The organism is Paracoccus sp. C2R09, from assembly GCF_018860625.1.
In the GTDB taxonomy this organism is placed as follows: Bacteria; Pseudomonadota; Alphaproteobacteria; order Rhodobacterales; family Rhodobacteraceae; genus Paracoccus.
Genome location: NZ_JAHKQB010000007.1, coordinates 361,646 through 378,335 on the forward strand (window position 1 = coordinate 361,646; position 16,690 = coordinate 378,335).

Consider the following 16,690-nt stretch of genomic DNA (forward strand, 5'->3'; position numbering starts at 1 on the left):
CCATGTCGCGGACCAAGGGGCCTGATTTCGCAACGCCCGTCCGGCGCATCCTGATCGCGGTCATGGTGCTGCTACTGGTGGCGCTGTTCCTGTTCTGGCGCATCGACAGCCCGCGTGCCGAACGCATGCGGGTCGCGATGATCGACGCCATCGTGCCGCGCATGGAATGGGCGCTGGTGCCCGTTACCCGCGTCAGCGAGATGGTCGCCGGTTTCCAGAGCTATGCCCGCCTGCACCAGCAGAACCAGGAACTGCGCCGCGAATTGCAGCGCATGTCCGCGTGGAAGGAAGCCGCCGTGCAGCTCGAGCAGGAGAACTCGAAGCTGCTGGCGCTGAACAACGTGCGCATCGACCCGGCGCTGACCAGCGTCACGGGCATGGTGATGGTGGACAGCGGCACGGCCTTTCGCCAGTCGGTCCTGCTGAACGTGGGATCGCGCGACGGCGTGATCGAGGGATGGGCCGTGATGGACGGGCTGGGCCTTGTCGGTCGCATTGCGGGCGTGGGTCGTTCGACCAGCCGGGTGGTGCTGCTGACCGATCCGTCCTCGCGCCTGCCGGTCGTGGTGCAGCCCACGGGCGAACGCGCGCTGCTGACGGGGGACAATACCTCGTTGCCGCTGCTCGAATTCATCGAAAGCTCGGACAATGTGCGGCCTGGCGACCGGGTCGTCACCTCGGGCGATGGCGGGGTGTTCCCGGCGGGCCTGCTGGTCGGGCAGGTGGCGCAGGGCAGCGACGGGCGGATGCGCATTCTGATGGCCGCCGATTACGGGCGGCTGGAATTCCTGCGCGTGCTGCGTTCTCATCCGGCCGAGGCCGTGGCCGATACCGCCGCCGTCATCCGCGGCGGGCAGGCCGGTCCCATCGGGCCGCAGCTGCCCGACAGTCCGGTCGAGGCCGCCCGCGCGACCGATCCGCTGGACCCCGGAACGCTGCAATGATCGCCTTGCCGCCGCGCAGCACGGTCGTGGGCCTGGGGCTGTTCTGCCTTGCCTATTCGGTGCTGCTGTTCATCCGCATGCTGCCCCTGGCACCGGGGATGATGGGCTGGCCCGGCCCCGACATGGGGCTGGCGCTGATCCTGGCATGGGTGCTGCGCAGACCCGACCAGCTGCCCGCGCTGGCCATCGTGCTGGTCGTGCTGCTCGAGGATCTGCTGCTGATGCGTCCGCCGGGCCTCTGGGCGATCTTCGTGCTGCTGGGTTCCGAGGCTGCACGTCAACGCGAGCACCGTTGGCGCGACACCGGTTTCATGGTTGAATGGCTGCGCGTGGGCGTGCTTGTCGGATTGATGATGCTGGCCTATCGCATGGTCCTGATCCTGTTCCTGCTGCCGGTCTCGAATCTGGGGCAGGTGATCCTGCAATATCTCGCGACGGTGGCGGCCTATCCGGTCGCGGTCTTCGCCGCACGCTGGCTGCTGGGCCTGCGTCGCATCCGTCATGGCGAAGGCGCCTGAAATCCGGGGGCATCCGATGAAGAAATCTCAACGCGACATCATGGACAGCAGCCGCCAGATCACCCGGCGCGGGCTGATGCTGGCGGGCGTGCAGGTCGCCACCGTGACCACGCTTGCGCTGAAGATGCGGTCGATGCAGCTGGACCACGCCGAGGAATACCGGATGCTGGCCGATGGCAATTCGATCAAGATGCGCCTGCTGCCGCCCGCGCGGGGTCTGATCCTGGACCGCAACGGGATGGTGATCGCCAACAACGAACAGAACTATCGCGTGACGCTGACCCGGGAAGAGGCCGGCGGCGATGTCGAGCCGGTCCTGCAGCGGCTGGCCCAGCTGATCCCCATGAGCGATGCCCGCATGGACGAATTGCGCGACGAATTCGCCAAGCGCAGCGCCGTCACGCCGATCGTCCTGGCCGACCGGCTGTCCTGGGAACAGTTCAGCGCCATCGCCGTGAACGCGCCCTCGCTTCCGGGCGTGATGCCCGAAAGCGCCCTGTCGCGCGCCTATGTGCGGGGCGGCGATTTCGCGCATGTCGTGGGCTATGTCGGGCCGGTCAGCGATTACGACCTGTCGCGGATCGAGGATCCCGATCCGGTCCTGCGCCTGCCCGATTTCCAGCTGGGCAAGATCGGCGTCGAGGGGCGGATGGAGGAGGTCCTGCGCGGCAAGGCGGGCGCCCGCCGGGTCGAGGTGAACAGCACCGGCCGCGAGATGCGCCAGCTGTCCCGGCAGGAGGGCGAGCAAGGCGCGACGGTGCAGCTGACTGTCGATGCGGCGCTTCAGAACTATGCCGCGCAGCGCATGGGCGAGGAAAGCGCTGCCGCCGTCGTCATCGATTGCCGCAGCGGGGATCTCGTCTCGGTCTGTTCTTCGCCCAGCTTCGATCCGAACAAGTTCGTGCGCGGGATCTCCAGCAAGGATTACCGCGCGCTGATGGATCACGATCATCGCCCGCTGGCCGACAAGACGGTGCAGGGCGTCTATCCCCCCGGTTCGACCTTCAAGATGGTCACCCTGCTGGCGGGCCTCGAATCCGGGGTCATCAATGCGGGGTCGCGATACTACTGCCCCGGCTATACCGAGCTGGGGACACGGCGCTTCCATTGCTGGCGCCGGGGCGGTCACGGGTCGGTCGATGCGATCACCAGCCTCGAGCAGAGCTGCGACGTCTATTACTATGAACTGGCGCAGCGGGTGGGCATCGACCGGATCGCTGCCATGGCGCGCAAGCTGGGGCTGGGGCAGCGCCACGACCTGCCCATGTCGGCGGTGTCCGAAGGCATCGCGCCCGACCGCGCATGGAAGAAGGCCAGATACGATCAGGCATGGCAGATCGGCGACAGCCTGAACGCCTCGATCGGGCAGGGCTATGTCCTGGCATCGCCCATGCAGCTGGCGGTGATGACGGCGCGGATCGCGACGGGGCGGCAGGTGTCGCCCGCGCTGATCAGGTCGATCGACGGGGTCCGGCAGGACCCGGCCGAGGCGCCGCCGCTCGACATCTCGGACAGCTCGCTCAGGATCGCGCGGATGGGGATGGAGGCCGTGATGAATTCCAGCCGCGGCACCGCCCGGTCGTCACGGATCACGCGCGAGGATTGGCACATGGCCGGCAAGACCGGAACCAGCCAGGTCCGCAACATCACCGCCGCCGAACGCGCGCGGGGCGTCGTGTCGAACGACCAGCTGCCCTGGAACCGCCGCGACCACGCGCTGTTCGTCTGCTTCGCGCCATATGACGCGCCGCGATACGCGGTGTCGGTCGTGGTCGAACATGGCGGCGGCGGCTCGACCGTGGCGGCGCCCATCGCCCGCGACATCCTGCTGTTCGCGCTGAACGGCGGCCTGCCGCCGCTGGATGCCGTGCCATCGGACCAGCGGGCCGCGATGCAGGCCCGGCACGAGGCGATGACGCTCTATACCCCGGACGCCCCGCGCCCTTCCCGCAGCAGAGCCTGATCCCATGTCCTATCTCGATTACAAGGTCGCGCAGGTCCCGACCGGCTTTCGCAAGGTGCTGTATATCAACTGGCCGCTGGTCCTGCTGATCACGGCGGTCTGCTGCATCGGGTTCCTGATGCTCTATTCCGTGGCGGGCGGCAGGCTGGAGACCTGGGCCCAGCCGCAGATGTACCGATTTGCCGTGGGCATGGTGATCATGCTGACCCTGGCATTCGTGCCGATGTGGTTCTGGCGGGGCATCTCGGTCGCGGCCTATGTCGCCTGTTTCCTGATGCTGGTCGCGGTGGACCTGTTCGGCGTGGTCGGCATGGGCGCACAGCGCTGGATCGATATCGGCCCCATCCGCATCCAGCCATCCGAGCTGATGAAGATCGCGCTCGTGCTGCTTCTGGCGGCCTATTACGACTGGCTGGACCTGTCCAAGGTCTCGCGGCCCTTCTGGGTTCTGCTGCCGGTGATGATGATCCTTGCGCCGACCGGGCTGGTACTGATGCAGCCCGATCTGGGAACCTCGATCATGCTGATCACCGGGGGCGGGATCGTGATGTTCGCGGCGGGCGTGTCGCTGTGGTATTTCGGCGCGGTGATCGGGGCGGCGGTCGGTCTCGTCTATGCGGTGATGGTCAGCCGCGGCACCGAATGGCAGCTGCTCAAGGATTACCAGTTCCGCCGCATCGACACCTTCCTCGATCCCGGCGCGGACCCTCTGGGGGCGGGCTACAACATCATCCAGAGCCAGATCGCCCTGGGATCGGGCGGATGGTCCGGTCGCGGCTTCATGCAGGGCACCCAGTCGCGGCTGAACTTCCTGCCCGAGAAGCATACCGACTTCATCTTCACCGTCCTGGCCGAGGAATTCGGCTTCATCGGGGCGTCGTCGCTGCTGATCCTGTACATGCTGATCCTGGGCTTCTGCCTGTATTCCGCGCTGTCGAATCGGGACCGCTTCGCCAGCCTTATCACCATCGGGATCAGCGCGACCTTCTTCCTGTACTTCTCGATCAACATGGCGACCGTGATGGGCCTGCTGCCGGCCAAGGGTTCGCCCTTGCCGCTGGTCAGCTATGGCGGCACGTCGCTGATGATCCTGATGCTGGGCTTCGGCCTTGTCCAATCCGCCCATGTCCACAGACCGAGGTGATCCGATGCGCGCAAGGTTTTCTGCAAGCGACGAGGCATGGGCGGCCTGGCAGGGGCCGCTGCGCGAGGCCTGTCCCGGGGTGGAATTCGCGCGCGACGGCGATCCGGCGGGCTTCGATGCGATCATCTATGCGCCCGGCGGGGATATCGAGGATTTCACGCCCTATCGCAACGTGGGCCTGGTCCAGAGCCTCTGGGCAGGGGTCGAACGCATCGTCACGAACCGCACCCTGACCCAGCCGCTGGCGCGGATGGTCGATCCGGGCCTGGCACGGGGCATGGCCGAATATTGCACGGGCTGGGCGATGCGGGCCCATCTGGGGATGGACCGCTATGCGCAGGACGGCGTCTGGCGGAACGGGCAGATCCCGCCCCTGGCCACGCAGCGCCCGGTGACGGTGCTGGGCATGGGAGAGCTGGGCCGCGCCGTGGCCGCGATGCTGCAGGGCGTGGGGTTTCCCGTGACAGGCGTCAGCCATTCGGGCCGCCCGGTCGAGGGCGCGACCATGCATGGGGTCGCGGATCTGGACGCGGTCCTGCCGGGCTCGGACATCCTGATCTGCCTGCTGCCCGACACGCCCCGGACGCGGAATCTGCTGGATGCGCGCAGGCTTGCACTACTGCCGGAAGGGGCCTGGCTGATCAATCCGGGTCGCGGCACGCTGATCGACGACACCGCCCTTGTATCGGCGTTGGACGGCGGGCTGGGGCATGCGGTTCTCGATGTCTTCAGATCCGAACCCCTGGCCCCCGATCATCCCTTCTGGGCGCATCGGCAGGTCACCGTCACGCCCCATATCGCCGCGGAAACCCGCCCCCGGACCGCGGCCCCTGTCGTGGCCGAGAACCTGCGCCGCCTGCGGGACGGACGGGCGCCCATGTTCCTCGTGGATCGCGACCGGGGCTACTGATCGCCCTTGGACCGCCTGCGGGCCGAGCTTTCGGTGAATTTGGCGATGCGCAGGGCCATGCGTTTCTCGCGTCGCTTCTGATAGGCGATGAAGATCGGGACGGTCATGTAATGGGTGGCGACCGATACGCCCAGACCCATGATCGACCCGCCCACGACATAGGGCCAGAAGATCTGGACGAAGAAATCCGCCAGCCTGTGCCAATGCGCGACCTCGGGGCCGAAGATCGCATTGATGTTGTGCCAGATCTCGGTCGTCGCCTGAGAGAATTCGCGAAAGATGAAATGCGGCGGCATCCGGCCCGGCAGGCCCAGGATTTCCCGCCCGAAGCCCACCGATGCCAGCGCGATGAAGGGCAGGGTGACCGGGTTGCCCACGAAGGTCGCCAGCAGCGCCGCAAGGATGTTGCCGCGGATGATCCACGCGACTGCGGCGGCCGACAGGAAGTGGAACCCGAAAAGCGGCGTGAAGGACACGAAGACCCCCGCCGCGACCCCGCGCCCGATCCGATGCGGGCGGTCCGGCAGGCGGCGCAGCCGGTGCATGACATAGGTCCCGGCGCGGCGCCAACCGCCGCGGGGATAGATCATCTCGCTGGCGATCTGGCCATAGCTGCGCGGCTTGCGTCGTTTGAACACGGATGCCCCATCCGAAGGTGGTCGAGGCCCGGACGATAGGCCCGCTGCCTCAGGGTTTCAACGAGGGATCCCGGATCCGGGAGACTTGCGCGACGTCGCTTTCCGCTTCCAGCGCGGTCAGCAGGTTGTGCAGATGTTCGCGGTCGCGCAGTTCGACCACCACCTCGAGCCGGTAGAAGTCGGGCTTTCTCTCGATGAACTCGAGATTCGAGATATTGGCCCCCTGCGCGCCGACCAGCGTGCAGATGCGGCCCAGCACGCCCGCATCGTGCCGGATGGTCAGCGACAGCACCGTCGAATAGGCCGCAGGGTGACGCCCCGCGCGCCATTGCAGGTCCACCCAACGGTCGGGGCTGTCCTCGTATTCCGCAAGGACCGGGCAGTCGATCGCATGGATGACCACGCCCGCGCCGCGATAGGTGATGCCGATGATGCGTTCGCCCGGCAGCGGGTTGCAGCAGGGCGCGCGCTTGAAGTTCGCATCCGCCTCGAGGCCCGCGATGGGGCGGCGGCTGTCGATCTCGTCCTGCTTATCGGCCAGTTCGGGATAGAGGACGGCCAGGACCTCCTTGGCCGAATTCTCGGCGCTGCCGATCCGGGCCAGCAGTTCCTCGGGGGTGGGAATGCCCATCTGGCGCGCGGCGGTGCGGATGGCCTTGTCGGTGACCTTGCGGCCCACATGCTCGAAGCTGACGCGGACCAGTTCGCGGCCCAGGCGCATGAAGCGGTCGCGATCTTCCTCGCGCAGGGACCGCCGGATCGCGGCCTTGGCGCGGCCGGTGACGACGATGTCCAGCCAGGTCGCCTGCGGGCGCTGCCCCGACGCGGCGATGATCTCGACCGACTGGCCGTTCTTCAGCCGCGTCCACAGCGGCACGCGGATGCCGTCGATCTTGCCGCCGACGCAGGAATTGCCCAGCCGCGTATGGACCGCATAGGCGAAATCGAGCGGCGTCGCGCCTTTCGGAAGCTGCAGCACGTCGCCCTTGGGCGTGAAGCAGAAGACCTGGTCCTGATACATCTCCAGCTTGACGTGTTCGAGGAACTCGTTGTGATCCTCGCTGTCGAAGCGGTCGGTCAGGCTGGCGACCCAATGCGCGGGATCGACCGCGAAGGGGTTTTCCGTCCGCACGCCGTCGCGATAGGCCCAATGCGCGGCGACGCCGGCCTCGTTGACCTCGTGCATCTGGCGGGTGCGGATCTGCACCTCGACCCGCTTGCCGTCGCGGCCCGACACGGTCGTGTGGATCGACCGATAGCCGTTCGACTTGGGCTGGCTGATGTAATCCTTGAACCGCCCCGGCACCGCGCGCCAGCGATGATGGATCACGCCCAGGGCGCGATAGCAGTCCATCTCGCATTTGGTGATGATGCGGAAACCGTAGATGTCGGACAGACGAGAGAAGGCAAGCTGCTTCTCCTGCATCTTGCGCCAGACGCTGAAGGGCTTCTTGGCGCGGCCGAAGACGTCGGCCTCGATCCCCTCGCGTTCCAGCTCGGCGCGGATATCCGCGGTGATCTGGCCGATCACGTCGCCCGTGTCGCGCTGCATGGCGACGAAACGGCGGATGATCGAGCTGCGGGCCTCGGGATTGATGACCTTGAAGGCCAGATCCTCGAGCTCTTCGCGCATCCACTGCATGCCCATGCGACCGGCCAGCGGCGCATAGATGTCCATCGTCTCGCGGGCCTTCTTGACCTGCTTGTCGGGGCGCATGGACCGGATGGTGCGCATGTTGTGCAGCCGGTCCGCCAGCTTGACCAGGATGACGCGCAGGTCGCGCGACATGGCCATGAACAGCTTGCGGAAATTCTCGGCCTGCTTGGACTGCGCACTGGAGAGTTCGAGATTGGTCAGCTTGGTCACGCCATCGACCAGCTCGGCGATCTCGGGGCTGAACATCGCAGACACCTCGTCCTTGGTGGAACGGGTATCCTCGATCGTGTCGTGCAGGAGGGCGGTGACGATGGTCGCATCGTCCAGGCGCATCTCGGTCAGGATCGCGGCGACCGCGACGGGATGCGTGAAATAGGGCTCACCCGAATGGCGGAACTGGCCCTCGTGCATGCGCATGCCGTATTCGTAGGCATCGCGCAGCAGGTCCGCGTTGCAGCGGGGGTTGTAGTTGCGCACCAGCGCAAGAAGGTCTTCGACGTCGATCATGATGTCCTGCCGAAGACCCTTTCGTGCTTCATCGAACGGCTCAGCCGCGCTGGTTGGCTTCCAGCATCATGCGCAGCATGCGCTCTTCGGATTCCTCGTCCGCGGGCTTGGGCTTGTCGGCCTCGGCACCCAGAAGCAGCGCCATCGCGTCTTCCTCGGGCTCGTCCACCTCGATCTGGGTCTGGGTGGATTCGATCATCCGCTCGCGCAGATCGTCGACGGGCTGGGTTTCCTCGGCAATCTCGCGGAGCGAGACGACGGGGTTCTTGTCGTTGTCGCGATCGACCGTCGGCTGGCTTCCGGCCGCGATCTCGCGTGCGCGATGGGAGGCCAGCAGAACCAGATCAAACCGGTTGGGAACCTTGTCGACGCAGTCTTCGACCGTAACGCGGGCCATGAATCACCTGTGGGTTGCGAATCGGATATCCGGGGCGAAATCGGACCTTTGATCAGAAATGGCCGAAATGTCAAGCGAAGGCGCGATCTTCGGACATGGAAAAGGGCTGCATTCCGGCCAATGCGGCGGGCGGCAGATCGGCCAGCATCGCGGAGACATCGCGGCCCGTCAGGGGGTGGCGCCAGGCGGGCGCGATCTCGGCCAGGGGGGCCAGGACGAAGCCGCGATCCTGCAGGCGCGGATGGGGCAGCAGCAGGCGGTCGGGCGTGCGGCGCGACTGTTCGGCAAAGGGCAGGTCGATCCATCCTTGCAAGGTCGCGGCGTCTGGGAGTACCGTGTCGTCCAGCGCGATCAGATCCAGATCGAGGACGCGAGCCGACCACCGCCCGGTGGTCCTGTCACGTCCGAAATCGGCCTCGATCCGGTGCAGCGCAGCCAGCAATTCGGGCGCCCGGAGCGAGGTCCGGATCGTCGCCGTCGCATTCACGAAATCGGGCCCCGATCCCGCCGGGATCGCCGGGGTGCGCCAGAAACGGCTTACGGCGCTTATTGTAATGCCCGGTTCACTGTGCAGAATATTCAGCGTCCGGCGCAGGCCGGCCCGGAGTTCCTGCCCGTGCAGGGGCAGGTTGGCGCCCAGGGCGACGATACCAAAAGACAGGTTAACCACGCTTTCTCCTTTGTCCTAAAAGCATGTTTCATGCCGAAAAAGACTTTGTCAGGTCCCTCACCCTGATGCCGTCCGGGATGGGGAAGGCTCTTTTCAGCAAAGGCAACGACCCGATGTTCTACAAGGATGACAGATTGGCGCTCTTCATAGACGGCGCCAATCTCTATGCGGCTTCGAAGGCCTTGGGCTTCGACATAGATTACAAGCTGCTTCGACAGGAATTCGACCGCCGGGGCAAGCTGACGCGGGCCTACTACTATACCGCGCTGCTCGAGGGAGAGGAATATTCCCCGATCCGCCCGCTGGTGGACTGGCTGCATTACAACGGCTTCTGCGTGGTGACGAAACCCGCGCGCGAATATACCGACGCGATGGGCCGCCGGAAGGTCAAGGGCAACATGGATATCGAGCTGACGGTCGATGCCATGCAGCTTGCCCCGCATCTGGACCATGTTGTCCTGTTTTCGGGGGATGGCGATTTCCGTCCCCTGGTCGAGGCGCTTCAGCGGCAGGGCGTGCGCGTGTCGGTCGTGTCCACCATCCGCAGCCAGCCGCCGATGATCGCCGACGACCTGCGCCGCCAGGCCGACAATTTCATCGAGCTGGACGCCCTGCGCGACATCATCGGACGCCCGCCGCGCGACGCGCAGCAAGGGGGCGAATAAATGATGCCGACCCCCGCGCAGGGGCGCTGGTCCGCATTGGCGCTGATCTGCGCAGGGGTCATCGGGGCCATGGCGTGCTGGTTCTCGACCACCGCCATCGGGCCCGAACTCGCGCGCATCTGGGCGCTGGAGCCCGCGCAGGCGGCATGGCTGACCAACGCGGTCCAGCTGGGCTTCGTGGCGGGGGCGCTGGCATCCTCGGCGCTGAACCTGCCCGACATCATGCCGATGACGCGGCTGATCACCATCTCGGCCCTGCTGGCGGCGCTGGCCAATGGCGCGGTGCTGCTGCAACCGGATTTCGCGGGCCTGATGCTGGCGCGGCTGATGACGGGGGTGGCACTGGCCGGGGTCTATCCGCCCGCGCTGAAGCTTATGGCCACCTGGTTCGTCGCGGGACGGGGCTTTGCGATGGGCCTGCTGGTCGGCGCGCTGACCCTGGGATCGGCGCTGCCGCATCTGCTGCGCGCGCTTGGCGGCGGGCCCGACTGGCGGCTGGTCGTGGCGGGCGCAAGCACAGGCGCACTGGTATCGGCGGCTATCTTCGGGCTGGCCGTCCGCGAGGGGCCGCACGGCTTCGCGCGCACGCGCTTCGACCCGCAGCAGACGCTGGCCGTGCTGCGCGACCGTCCGCTGCGCTTGGCCAATCTGGGCTATTTCGGACATATGTGGGAACTGTACGCCATGTGGGCCTGGCTGCTGGCCTGGCTGACAGCCGCGGCGCAGGCCGGGCCGTTGCCCATGGGCGTGTCCCCGCTGACCTTCGGGGTGATTGCCTCGGGCGTGATCGGTTGCGCGCTTGGCGGCTGGCTGTCGGACCGCATCGGGCGCTGCCTGACCACGGCGGGGATGATGGCCGTGTCGGGGGCCTCTGCGGCGCTGATCGGGCTGGCATGGGGCGGGCCGGAATGGCTGCTGATCGTCATCGCGATCATCTGGGGCATCACCATCATCGGCGACAGCGCACAATTCTCGGCTGCGGCATCCGAACTGGCAGACCCGCGCCTGGTCGGCACTGCGCTGACGCTGCAGTTGGCCTTCGGCTTTGCGCTGACGGTGATCGCGATCTGGCTGGTGCCGGTGGTGGCCGCCGCCCTGGGGGGCTGGCGATGGGCCTTCCTGATCCTGCTGCCGGGGCCGGTCGTGGGCGTCTGGGCAATGATGCGGCTGCGCGGGCTGCCGCAGGCGCGCCAACTGGCCGGCGGTCGCCGGTAATGGGGGCCGGTAAAAGGGGGGATGGTGCGGACGGCGGGACTCGAACCCGCACTTCCTGAGGAAAACAGATTTTCGTACCACTTCGGCTTTCGCCGCCGGGGTGGCCCCGTTCGTGGTCTGGACTATCCCTTCGCCCTGGCCCCGCATGGGGCTGTAGGCGCCGCCCGTCTAGTCTCTACACCTTCCCCCGCCGGCGGGGGCTTGGCTCGGGATTGGCACGGGATCTTGCGCATCCGCGCGTGACCGATCCCAAGCGTTCCCCGAATTTGAGCGGTTCTGCACCGGGCGTTTCCGCACGGGCACTCCGATTGTCAAAGTCTGCTGCGTCTACCGATTTCGCCACGTCCGCATCCGCCCCCTGAATAGGCGAGGGCCGTTCCCCCGGCAAGGCCATACATTATCAACGGAACCCCCCGGCATGTCCCCCGGTTATCGCCCCATGCGCCAGCAAGAGGAGGACAGCATGTCCGAGGTCAGCCAGAAACCCGGTAACGGCGGCGAGACGCACCAGCAGGGCGGTCAGACATTGACCACCAACCAGGGCGTCGCCATCAGCGACAACCAGAACAGCCTGAAGGCCGGGGATCGCGGTCCGACCCTGCTCGAGGACTTCATCCTCCGCGAAAAGATTTTCCATTTCGACCACGAACGCATCCCGGAGCGGATCGTCCATGCCCGCGGCTCGGGCGCGCACGGCTATTTCGAATGCACCGATCCGATCCCGGAACTGACCACCGCCAAGTTCCTGTCGCAAGCGGGGCGCATCCCGGTCTTCGCGCGGTTCTCGACCGTGGCGGGCGGTGCAGGCAGCGTGGACACGCCCCGCGACGTGCGCGGCTTTGCGGTCAAGTTCTATACCGAGGAGGGCAATTTCGACCTTGTCGGCAACAACATCCCGGTCTTCTTCATTCAGGACGCGATCAAGTTTCCCGACCTGATCCATGCCGTGAAGATGGAGGCCGATCGCGGTTATCCGCAGGCCGCCAGTGCGCATGACACCTTCTGGGATTTCGTGTCCCTGATGCCCGAATCGCTGCACATGATCATGTGGGCCATGTCGGACCGCGCCCTGCCGCGCAGCGTGCGCATGATCGAGGGCTTCGGCGTCCATACCTTCCGTCTGGTCAATGCCGAGGGCAAGTCGACCTTCATCAAGTGGCACTGGAAGCCCAAGCTGGGGCTGCAGAGCCAGGTCTGGAACGAGGCGGTCAAGACCGCGGGCGCCAACAGCGACTATCACCGCCAGGACCTGTTCGAGGCCATCCAGTCGGGCGATTTCCCGGAATGGGAACTGGGCATCCAGACCTTCGATGCCGAATGGGCTGCGAAGCAGCCCTATGACGTGCTGGACGCCACCAAGCTGATCCCCGAAGAGGAGATCCCCGTCCGCATCGTCGGCCGCATGGTCCTGGACCGGAACCCCGACAACTTCTTCGCCGAAACCGAGCAGGTGGCTTTCTGCCCGTCCCATGTCGTGCCGGGGATCGATTTCACCGACGATCCGCTGCTGCAGGGGCGTCTGTTCAGCTATCTCGACACGCAGAAGTCGCGTCTGGGCACGGCGAATTTCCACCAGTTGCCGATCAACGCGCCCAAATGCCCCTTCCACAACTTCCAGCGTGACGGGCAGATGCAGATGCATGTCCCGAAGGGCCGGGCGAATTACGAACCCAACAGCCTGGGGCAGGCGGGCGAGGATCCCGGCCCGCGCGAGACCGAGGCGGGCTTCAAGACCTATCGCAGCATGTCCGACCTGGACAACACGCCCGACGAGAAGCTGCGGCGCAGGGCCGAACTGTTCGGCGACCATTACAGCCAGGCGACGATGTTCTATCGCAGCCAGACCGAGACCGAGCAGCGCCATATCGCGGATGCCATCGTGTTCGAGCTGTCGAAGGTCGGCATCGACCATGTCATCAAGCGCATCCTGGCGCATCTGCGGGTGATCGACGAAGGCCTGGCCGCCGCCGTGGCCGAGGGCCTGGCCGAGGATCTGCCCGAAGCGGCGACCCCCTTCCGCGAGCCGGTCGAGATGCCGATTTCGGACGCGCTGTCGATCGCCAAGAACCACCCGAACACGCTGAAGGGCCGCAAGGTGGGCATTCTGATCGGCGAGAATGGCGACCTGTCCAAGGCCGATGCGATCCGCAAGGCGGTCGAGGCCGATGGCGGCATGGCCGTGATGATCGCCAAGAAGCGCGGCATGGCCGAGGCGCAACTGGCCGGCACGCCCTCGGTGCTGGTCGATGCCATCGCACTGGCCCTGACCGAGGAGGACGCGACGAAGCTGGCGAAATACAAGCCCGCCATCGATTTCGTGTCCGACGCCTTCGCACATCTGAAGGCGATCGCCGCCGACGATTGCTGCCAGGCGCTGCTGGATGCCGCCGGGGTCGAGCGTGACGAGGGCGTCACCACCACCGATCCCGACGCCTTCGTGAAGGCTGCGAGGATGCGCTTCTACGACCGCGAGACGAAACTCTGGTAAGATCGAAGGGGGCCGCGATGGCCCCCTTCTTCATGCGGCGGGCCTGCCCGACCGCGTTCGGTTCGTGACCGGTCAGCCGTAGCTGCGCGTGGGCCTGTCGAAGACCTTGCGCCCCATCAGGCTGCCGACCAAATCGACCATCAGCCGCGCGGTGCGTCCGCGTTCATCCAGGAACGGGTTCAGCTCGACCAGGTCCAGCGATGTGACCAGCCCGGATTCGTGCAGCAGCTCCATCACCAGATGCGCCTCGCGGAAGGTGGCGCCGCCCGGAACGGTGGTGCCCACGGCAGGCGCGATGGTCGGGTCCAGGAAATCCACGTCCAGGCTGACATGTAGCAACCCGTTCGCCGCCCGGACCCGGTCGAGGAAATCGCGCAAGGGGGCCACGATCCCCTGTTCATCTAGCACGCGCATGTCGTTCACGGTGATATCCGTCAGCTGCATCGCGGAATATTCCGCCGGATCGACGCTGCGAATGCCGAACATGCAGATGTTTTCGCCCGGAATGGGGTTCGGGAAGGGCGGGAAGGGCGCGAACCCGTCTAACCCGTTGGCATAGGCCATCGGCGTTCCATGCAGGTTCCCCGAGGTGGTCGTCCGCACGGTGTGGAAATCGCTATGCGCATCCAGCCAGATCACGAATTGCGGGCGGCCCGCATTCGCCGCATGGGCCGCGACCCCCGCAACCGACCCGAGCGCCAGCGAATGATCCCCGCCCATGATGATGGGCATCCCATGCGGCAGCGCGTCGCGCGTGGCAGCCGACAGCGCGCGGGTCCAGGCGATGGTTTCGGGCAGATGGTGAACGGCGGCGTTGTCGCAGGTCTCGTTCCCCAGGGGGGCGGGGGTGACGTCGCCGCGATCCTCGACCGTGTGGCCAAGCGCGGACAGTGTGGCGGCCAGCCCCGCGGTCCGATAGGCGGCGGGGCCCATCAGGCAGCCGGGGCGGCGCTGCCCCTCGTCCACGGGGGCTCCGATCAGGATGCAATGGGTCATCGCGGTCTCCGGGCTAAGGTCCTGTCAAAGACCTAGCGGGTGACGCGACCTGCGTCCACACCATGCGCGGAATGCCTGGGGGCGGCGGCCAGAGGGATATGAGAGAGAGGGCCGCGTGCCTGGGTGGGATCGCCATACTGCGACCCCGCCCGGCATGCAAGATGGCTCAGGCCCGGACGCCCTTGAAGCGTTCGGCCCATTCCTCGCGGCTCTCGTCGCTGATCTTGGCGAAGAGCACCTCGGGGACGGTGAAGGCATGGCCTGCGGGCAGCGCGGTCAGGGCCGAGCCCGCATCCTGCGGCCAGTCGCGCAGGTCGGTCTGCATGGCCGACAGCATGGAATCCGCCGCGAACGGGATGAAGGGCTGGGACAGGACCGCATACATGCGGATCAGGTTCAGACCCAGGCGCACCTGCATCGCGGCCTTTTCCGGGTCGGTCTTGAAGGTGGACCAGGGTGCCGCCGATTGCAGGTATTCGTTGCCCAGAACCCAGATCGCGCGCAGCTCGGACGCCGATTTGCGCACGTCGGTGCGCGCCATCGCGGCGTCATAGGACGCGATGCGGGTGTTCAGATCCGCGATCAGCTGCTGTTCGACCTCGCCGCATTCGCCGCCTTCGGGGATCACCTCGCCGAACTTGGAACGGCAGAACTTGGTGATGCGGCTGACGAAGTTGCCCAGAACGTCGGCCAGATCCTTGTTCACCGATTGCTGGAAATTCTCCCAGGTGAACTCGCTGTCGCCGGATTCGGGGGCGTGGGACAGCAGCCACCAGCGCCAGTAGTCGGCGGGCAGGATTTCCAGCGCGTGATCCATGAACACGCCGCGCCCCTGGCTGGTCGAGAACTGCCCGCCATCATAGGTCAGGTAGTTGAAGGACTTGATGTAATCGACCATCTTCCACGGCTCGCCCGAGCCGATCATCGTGGCCGGGAAGGACAGCGTGTGGAAGGGGACGTTGTCCTTGCCCATGAACTGGGTATAGGTCACGTCGTCCGCGCCCTCGTCGGTGCGCCACCAGCTGCGCCATTCGGCGTCGCCGCGCCCGTTCGCATCCGCCCATTCGGCCGTCGCCGCGATGTATTCGATGGGTGCATCGAACCAGACATAGAAGACCTTGCCCTCCATCCCCGGCCAATCCTCGGTGCCGCGCTTGACCGGAACGCCCCAGGCCAGGTCGCGCGTGATGCCGCGGTCCTGCAGCCCGTCGCCGTCGTTCAGCCATTTGCGGGCGATGGATGTCGTCAGGATCGGCCAGTCGGTCTTGCTGTCGATCCAGGCGGCGATATCGCCCTTCAGCGCGGACTGGCGCAGATAGAGGTGCTTGGTCTCGCGCACCTCCAGGTCGGTGCTGCCGGAAATGGCGCTGCGCGGGTCGATCAGGTCGGTCGGGTCCAGCTGCTTGGTGCAGTTCTCGCACTGGTCGCCGCGAGCCTTGTCGTAACCGCAATTGGGGCAGGTCCCCTCGATATAGCGGTCGGGCAGGAAGCGGCCGTCGGCATTGGAATAGACCTGCTTCTCACTGACTTCGCGGATGAAGCCGTTCTCGGCCAGCTTGCCCGCCAGATGCTGGGTCAGGACGTGGTTGCGCTGGCTGGAGGACCGCCCGTAATGGTCGAAGGACAGCCCGAAGCCGCGCGCCAGTTCGGCCTGTTCGCCATGCATCCGCGCGCAGTAATCGGCCACGGGTTCGCCCGTCTTGGCGGCGGCCAGTTCGGCGGGCGTGCCATGTTCGTCGGTCGCGCAGATGAACATCACCTCGTTGCCCCGTGCCCGAAGGTACCGGGCATAGAGGTCGGCGGGAAGCTGAGAGCCGACGAGGTTCCCCAGATGCTTGATGCCGTTGATATAGGGCAGGGCAGAGGTAATGAGATGGCGGGCCATGAATTGCGTCCTTTCCGGTCGGCGTATCTCTAGCCTCTGGCAGGGATGAAGGAAAGTGCGCGGCGGCGGTTGCATCCGCTGCAATTCTGCTGC

14 protein-coding genes are annotated in these 16,690 nt (G+C 66.2%); 8 read left to right on the forward strand and 6 right to left on the reverse strand.

The features are described from left to right. Positions 1-2 precede the first annotated feature (2 nt). From mreC to KO490_RS02315, 5 genes are read left to right on the forward strand one after another with little or no spacing between them, the layout of a single operon-like run. Positions 3-944 carry a rod shape-determining protein MreC gene (mreC, locus tag KO490_RS02295; protein ID WP_216017756.1) on the forward strand — a complete coding sequence of 314 codons (942 nt, stop codon included), beginning with the start codon at positions 3-5 and terminating at the stop codon, positions 942-944. Beyond that, positions 941-1,462, forward strand: a complete 522-nt coding sequence (locus tag KO490_RS02300; protein WP_216017757.1) for a rod shape-determining protein MreD — start codon at positions 941-943, stop codon at positions 1,460-1,462. The genes mreC and KO490_RS02300 overlap by 4 nt, the downstream gene beginning before the upstream one ends. 16 nt (positions 1,463-1,478) lie before the next feature. After that, the gene (gene mrdA, locus KO490_RS02305; protein WP_216017758.1) at positions 1,479-3,425 is read left to right on the forward strand and encodes a penicillin-binding protein 2; all 1,947 of its coding nucleotides are present in this window, start codon (positions 1,479-1,481) and stop codon (positions 3,423-3,425) included. Positions 3,426-3,429: 4 nt separating this feature from the next. Next, entirely contained in the window at positions 3,430-4,569 is a 1,140-nt protein-coding gene (rodA, locus tag KO490_RS02310; RefSeq protein ID WP_216017759.1) for a rod shape-determining protein RodA, read from the forward strand. A 4-nt stretch (positions 4,570-4,573) separates the two neighbouring features. Next, on the forward strand, positions 4,574-5,479 hold the full coding sequence (locus KO490_RS02315) for a glyoxylate/hydroxypyruvate reductase A (protein ID WP_216017760.1): 906 nt from the start codon (positions 4,574-4,576) through the stop codon (positions 5,477-5,479). Here KO490_RS02315 and KO490_RS02320 read toward each other — a convergent pair. From KO490_RS02320 to folK, 4 genes are all read right to left on the reverse strand, one after another. Beyond that, positions 5,473-6,117: a DUF2062 domain-containing protein gene (locus KO490_RS02320; RefSeq protein ID WP_303463125.1), complete on the reverse strand. Its 645-nt coding sequence runs from the start codon at positions 6,115-6,117 to the stop codon at positions 5,473-5,475. The two genes, KO490_RS02315 and KO490_RS02320, sit on opposite strands and share 7 nt — an antisense overlap. 49 nt (positions 6,118-6,166) lie before the next feature. Next, the gene (locus KO490_RS02325) at positions 6,167-8,281 is read right to left on the reverse strand and encodes a bifunctional (p)ppGpp synthetase/guanosine-3',5'-bis(diphosphate) 3'-pyrophosphohydrolase (RefSeq protein ID WP_216017761.1); all 2,115 of its coding nucleotides are present in this window, start codon (positions 8,279-8,281) and stop codon (positions 6,167-6,169) included. 40 nt (positions 8,282-8,321) lie between these two features. Further along, complete coding sequence (gene rpoZ / locus KO490_RS02330; protein WP_216017762.1) at positions 8,322-8,678, reverse strand: DNA-directed RNA polymerase subunit omega; 357 nt, start codon at positions 8,676-8,678, stop codon at positions 8,322-8,324. A gap of 70 nt (positions 8,679-8,748) precedes the next feature. Beyond that, the gene (gene folK / locus KO490_RS02335) at positions 8,749-9,348 is read right to left on the reverse strand and encodes a 2-amino-4-hydroxy-6-hydroxymethyldihydropteridine diphosphokinase (protein ID WP_216017763.1); all 600 of its coding nucleotides are present in this window, start codon (positions 9,346-9,348) and stop codon (positions 8,749-8,751) included. 113 nt (positions 9,349-9,461) lie between these two features. Between folK and KO490_RS02340 the strand changes: the two genes are divergently transcribed. The 3 genes from KO490_RS02340 to KO490_RS02350 all read left to right on the forward strand — a co-directional run bounded on the left by KO490_RS02340 (position 9,462) and on the right by KO490_RS02350 (position 13,716). Next, positions 9,462-10,013 (forward strand): NYN domain-containing protein, encoded by a 552-nt coding sequence (locus KO490_RS02340; protein ID WP_216017764.1) that lies wholly within the window; start codon positions 9,462-9,464, stop codon positions 10,011-10,013. Then, entirely contained in the window at positions 10,014-11,228 is a 1,215-nt protein-coding gene (locus tag KO490_RS02345; RefSeq protein ID WP_216017765.1) for a nitrate/nitrite transporter, read from the forward strand. It abuts the gene before it with no gap. 439 nt (positions 11,229-11,667) lie between these two features. After that, a complete protein-coding gene (locus KO490_RS02350) occupies positions 11,668-13,716 on the forward strand; it encodes a catalase (RefSeq protein WP_216017826.1) in 2,049 nt (682 codons plus the stop codon). A gap of 72 nt (positions 13,717-13,788) precedes the next feature. Here KO490_RS02350 and rocF read toward each other — a convergent pair whose 3' ends face one another. Together rocF and metG are read right to left on the reverse strand one after the other, a co-directional pair. Next, a complete protein-coding gene (rocF, locus tag KO490_RS02355) occupies positions 13,789-14,712 on the reverse strand; it encodes an arginase (protein ID WP_216017766.1) in 924 nt (307 codons plus the stop codon). 166 nt (positions 14,713-14,878) lie between these two features. Next, positions 14,879-16,597, reverse strand: a complete 1,719-nt coding sequence (metG, locus tag KO490_RS02360; RefSeq protein ID WP_216017767.1) for a methionine--tRNA ligase — start codon at positions 16,595-16,597, stop codon at positions 14,879-14,881. Between the last annotated feature and the right edge of the window lie 93 nt (positions 16,598-16,690).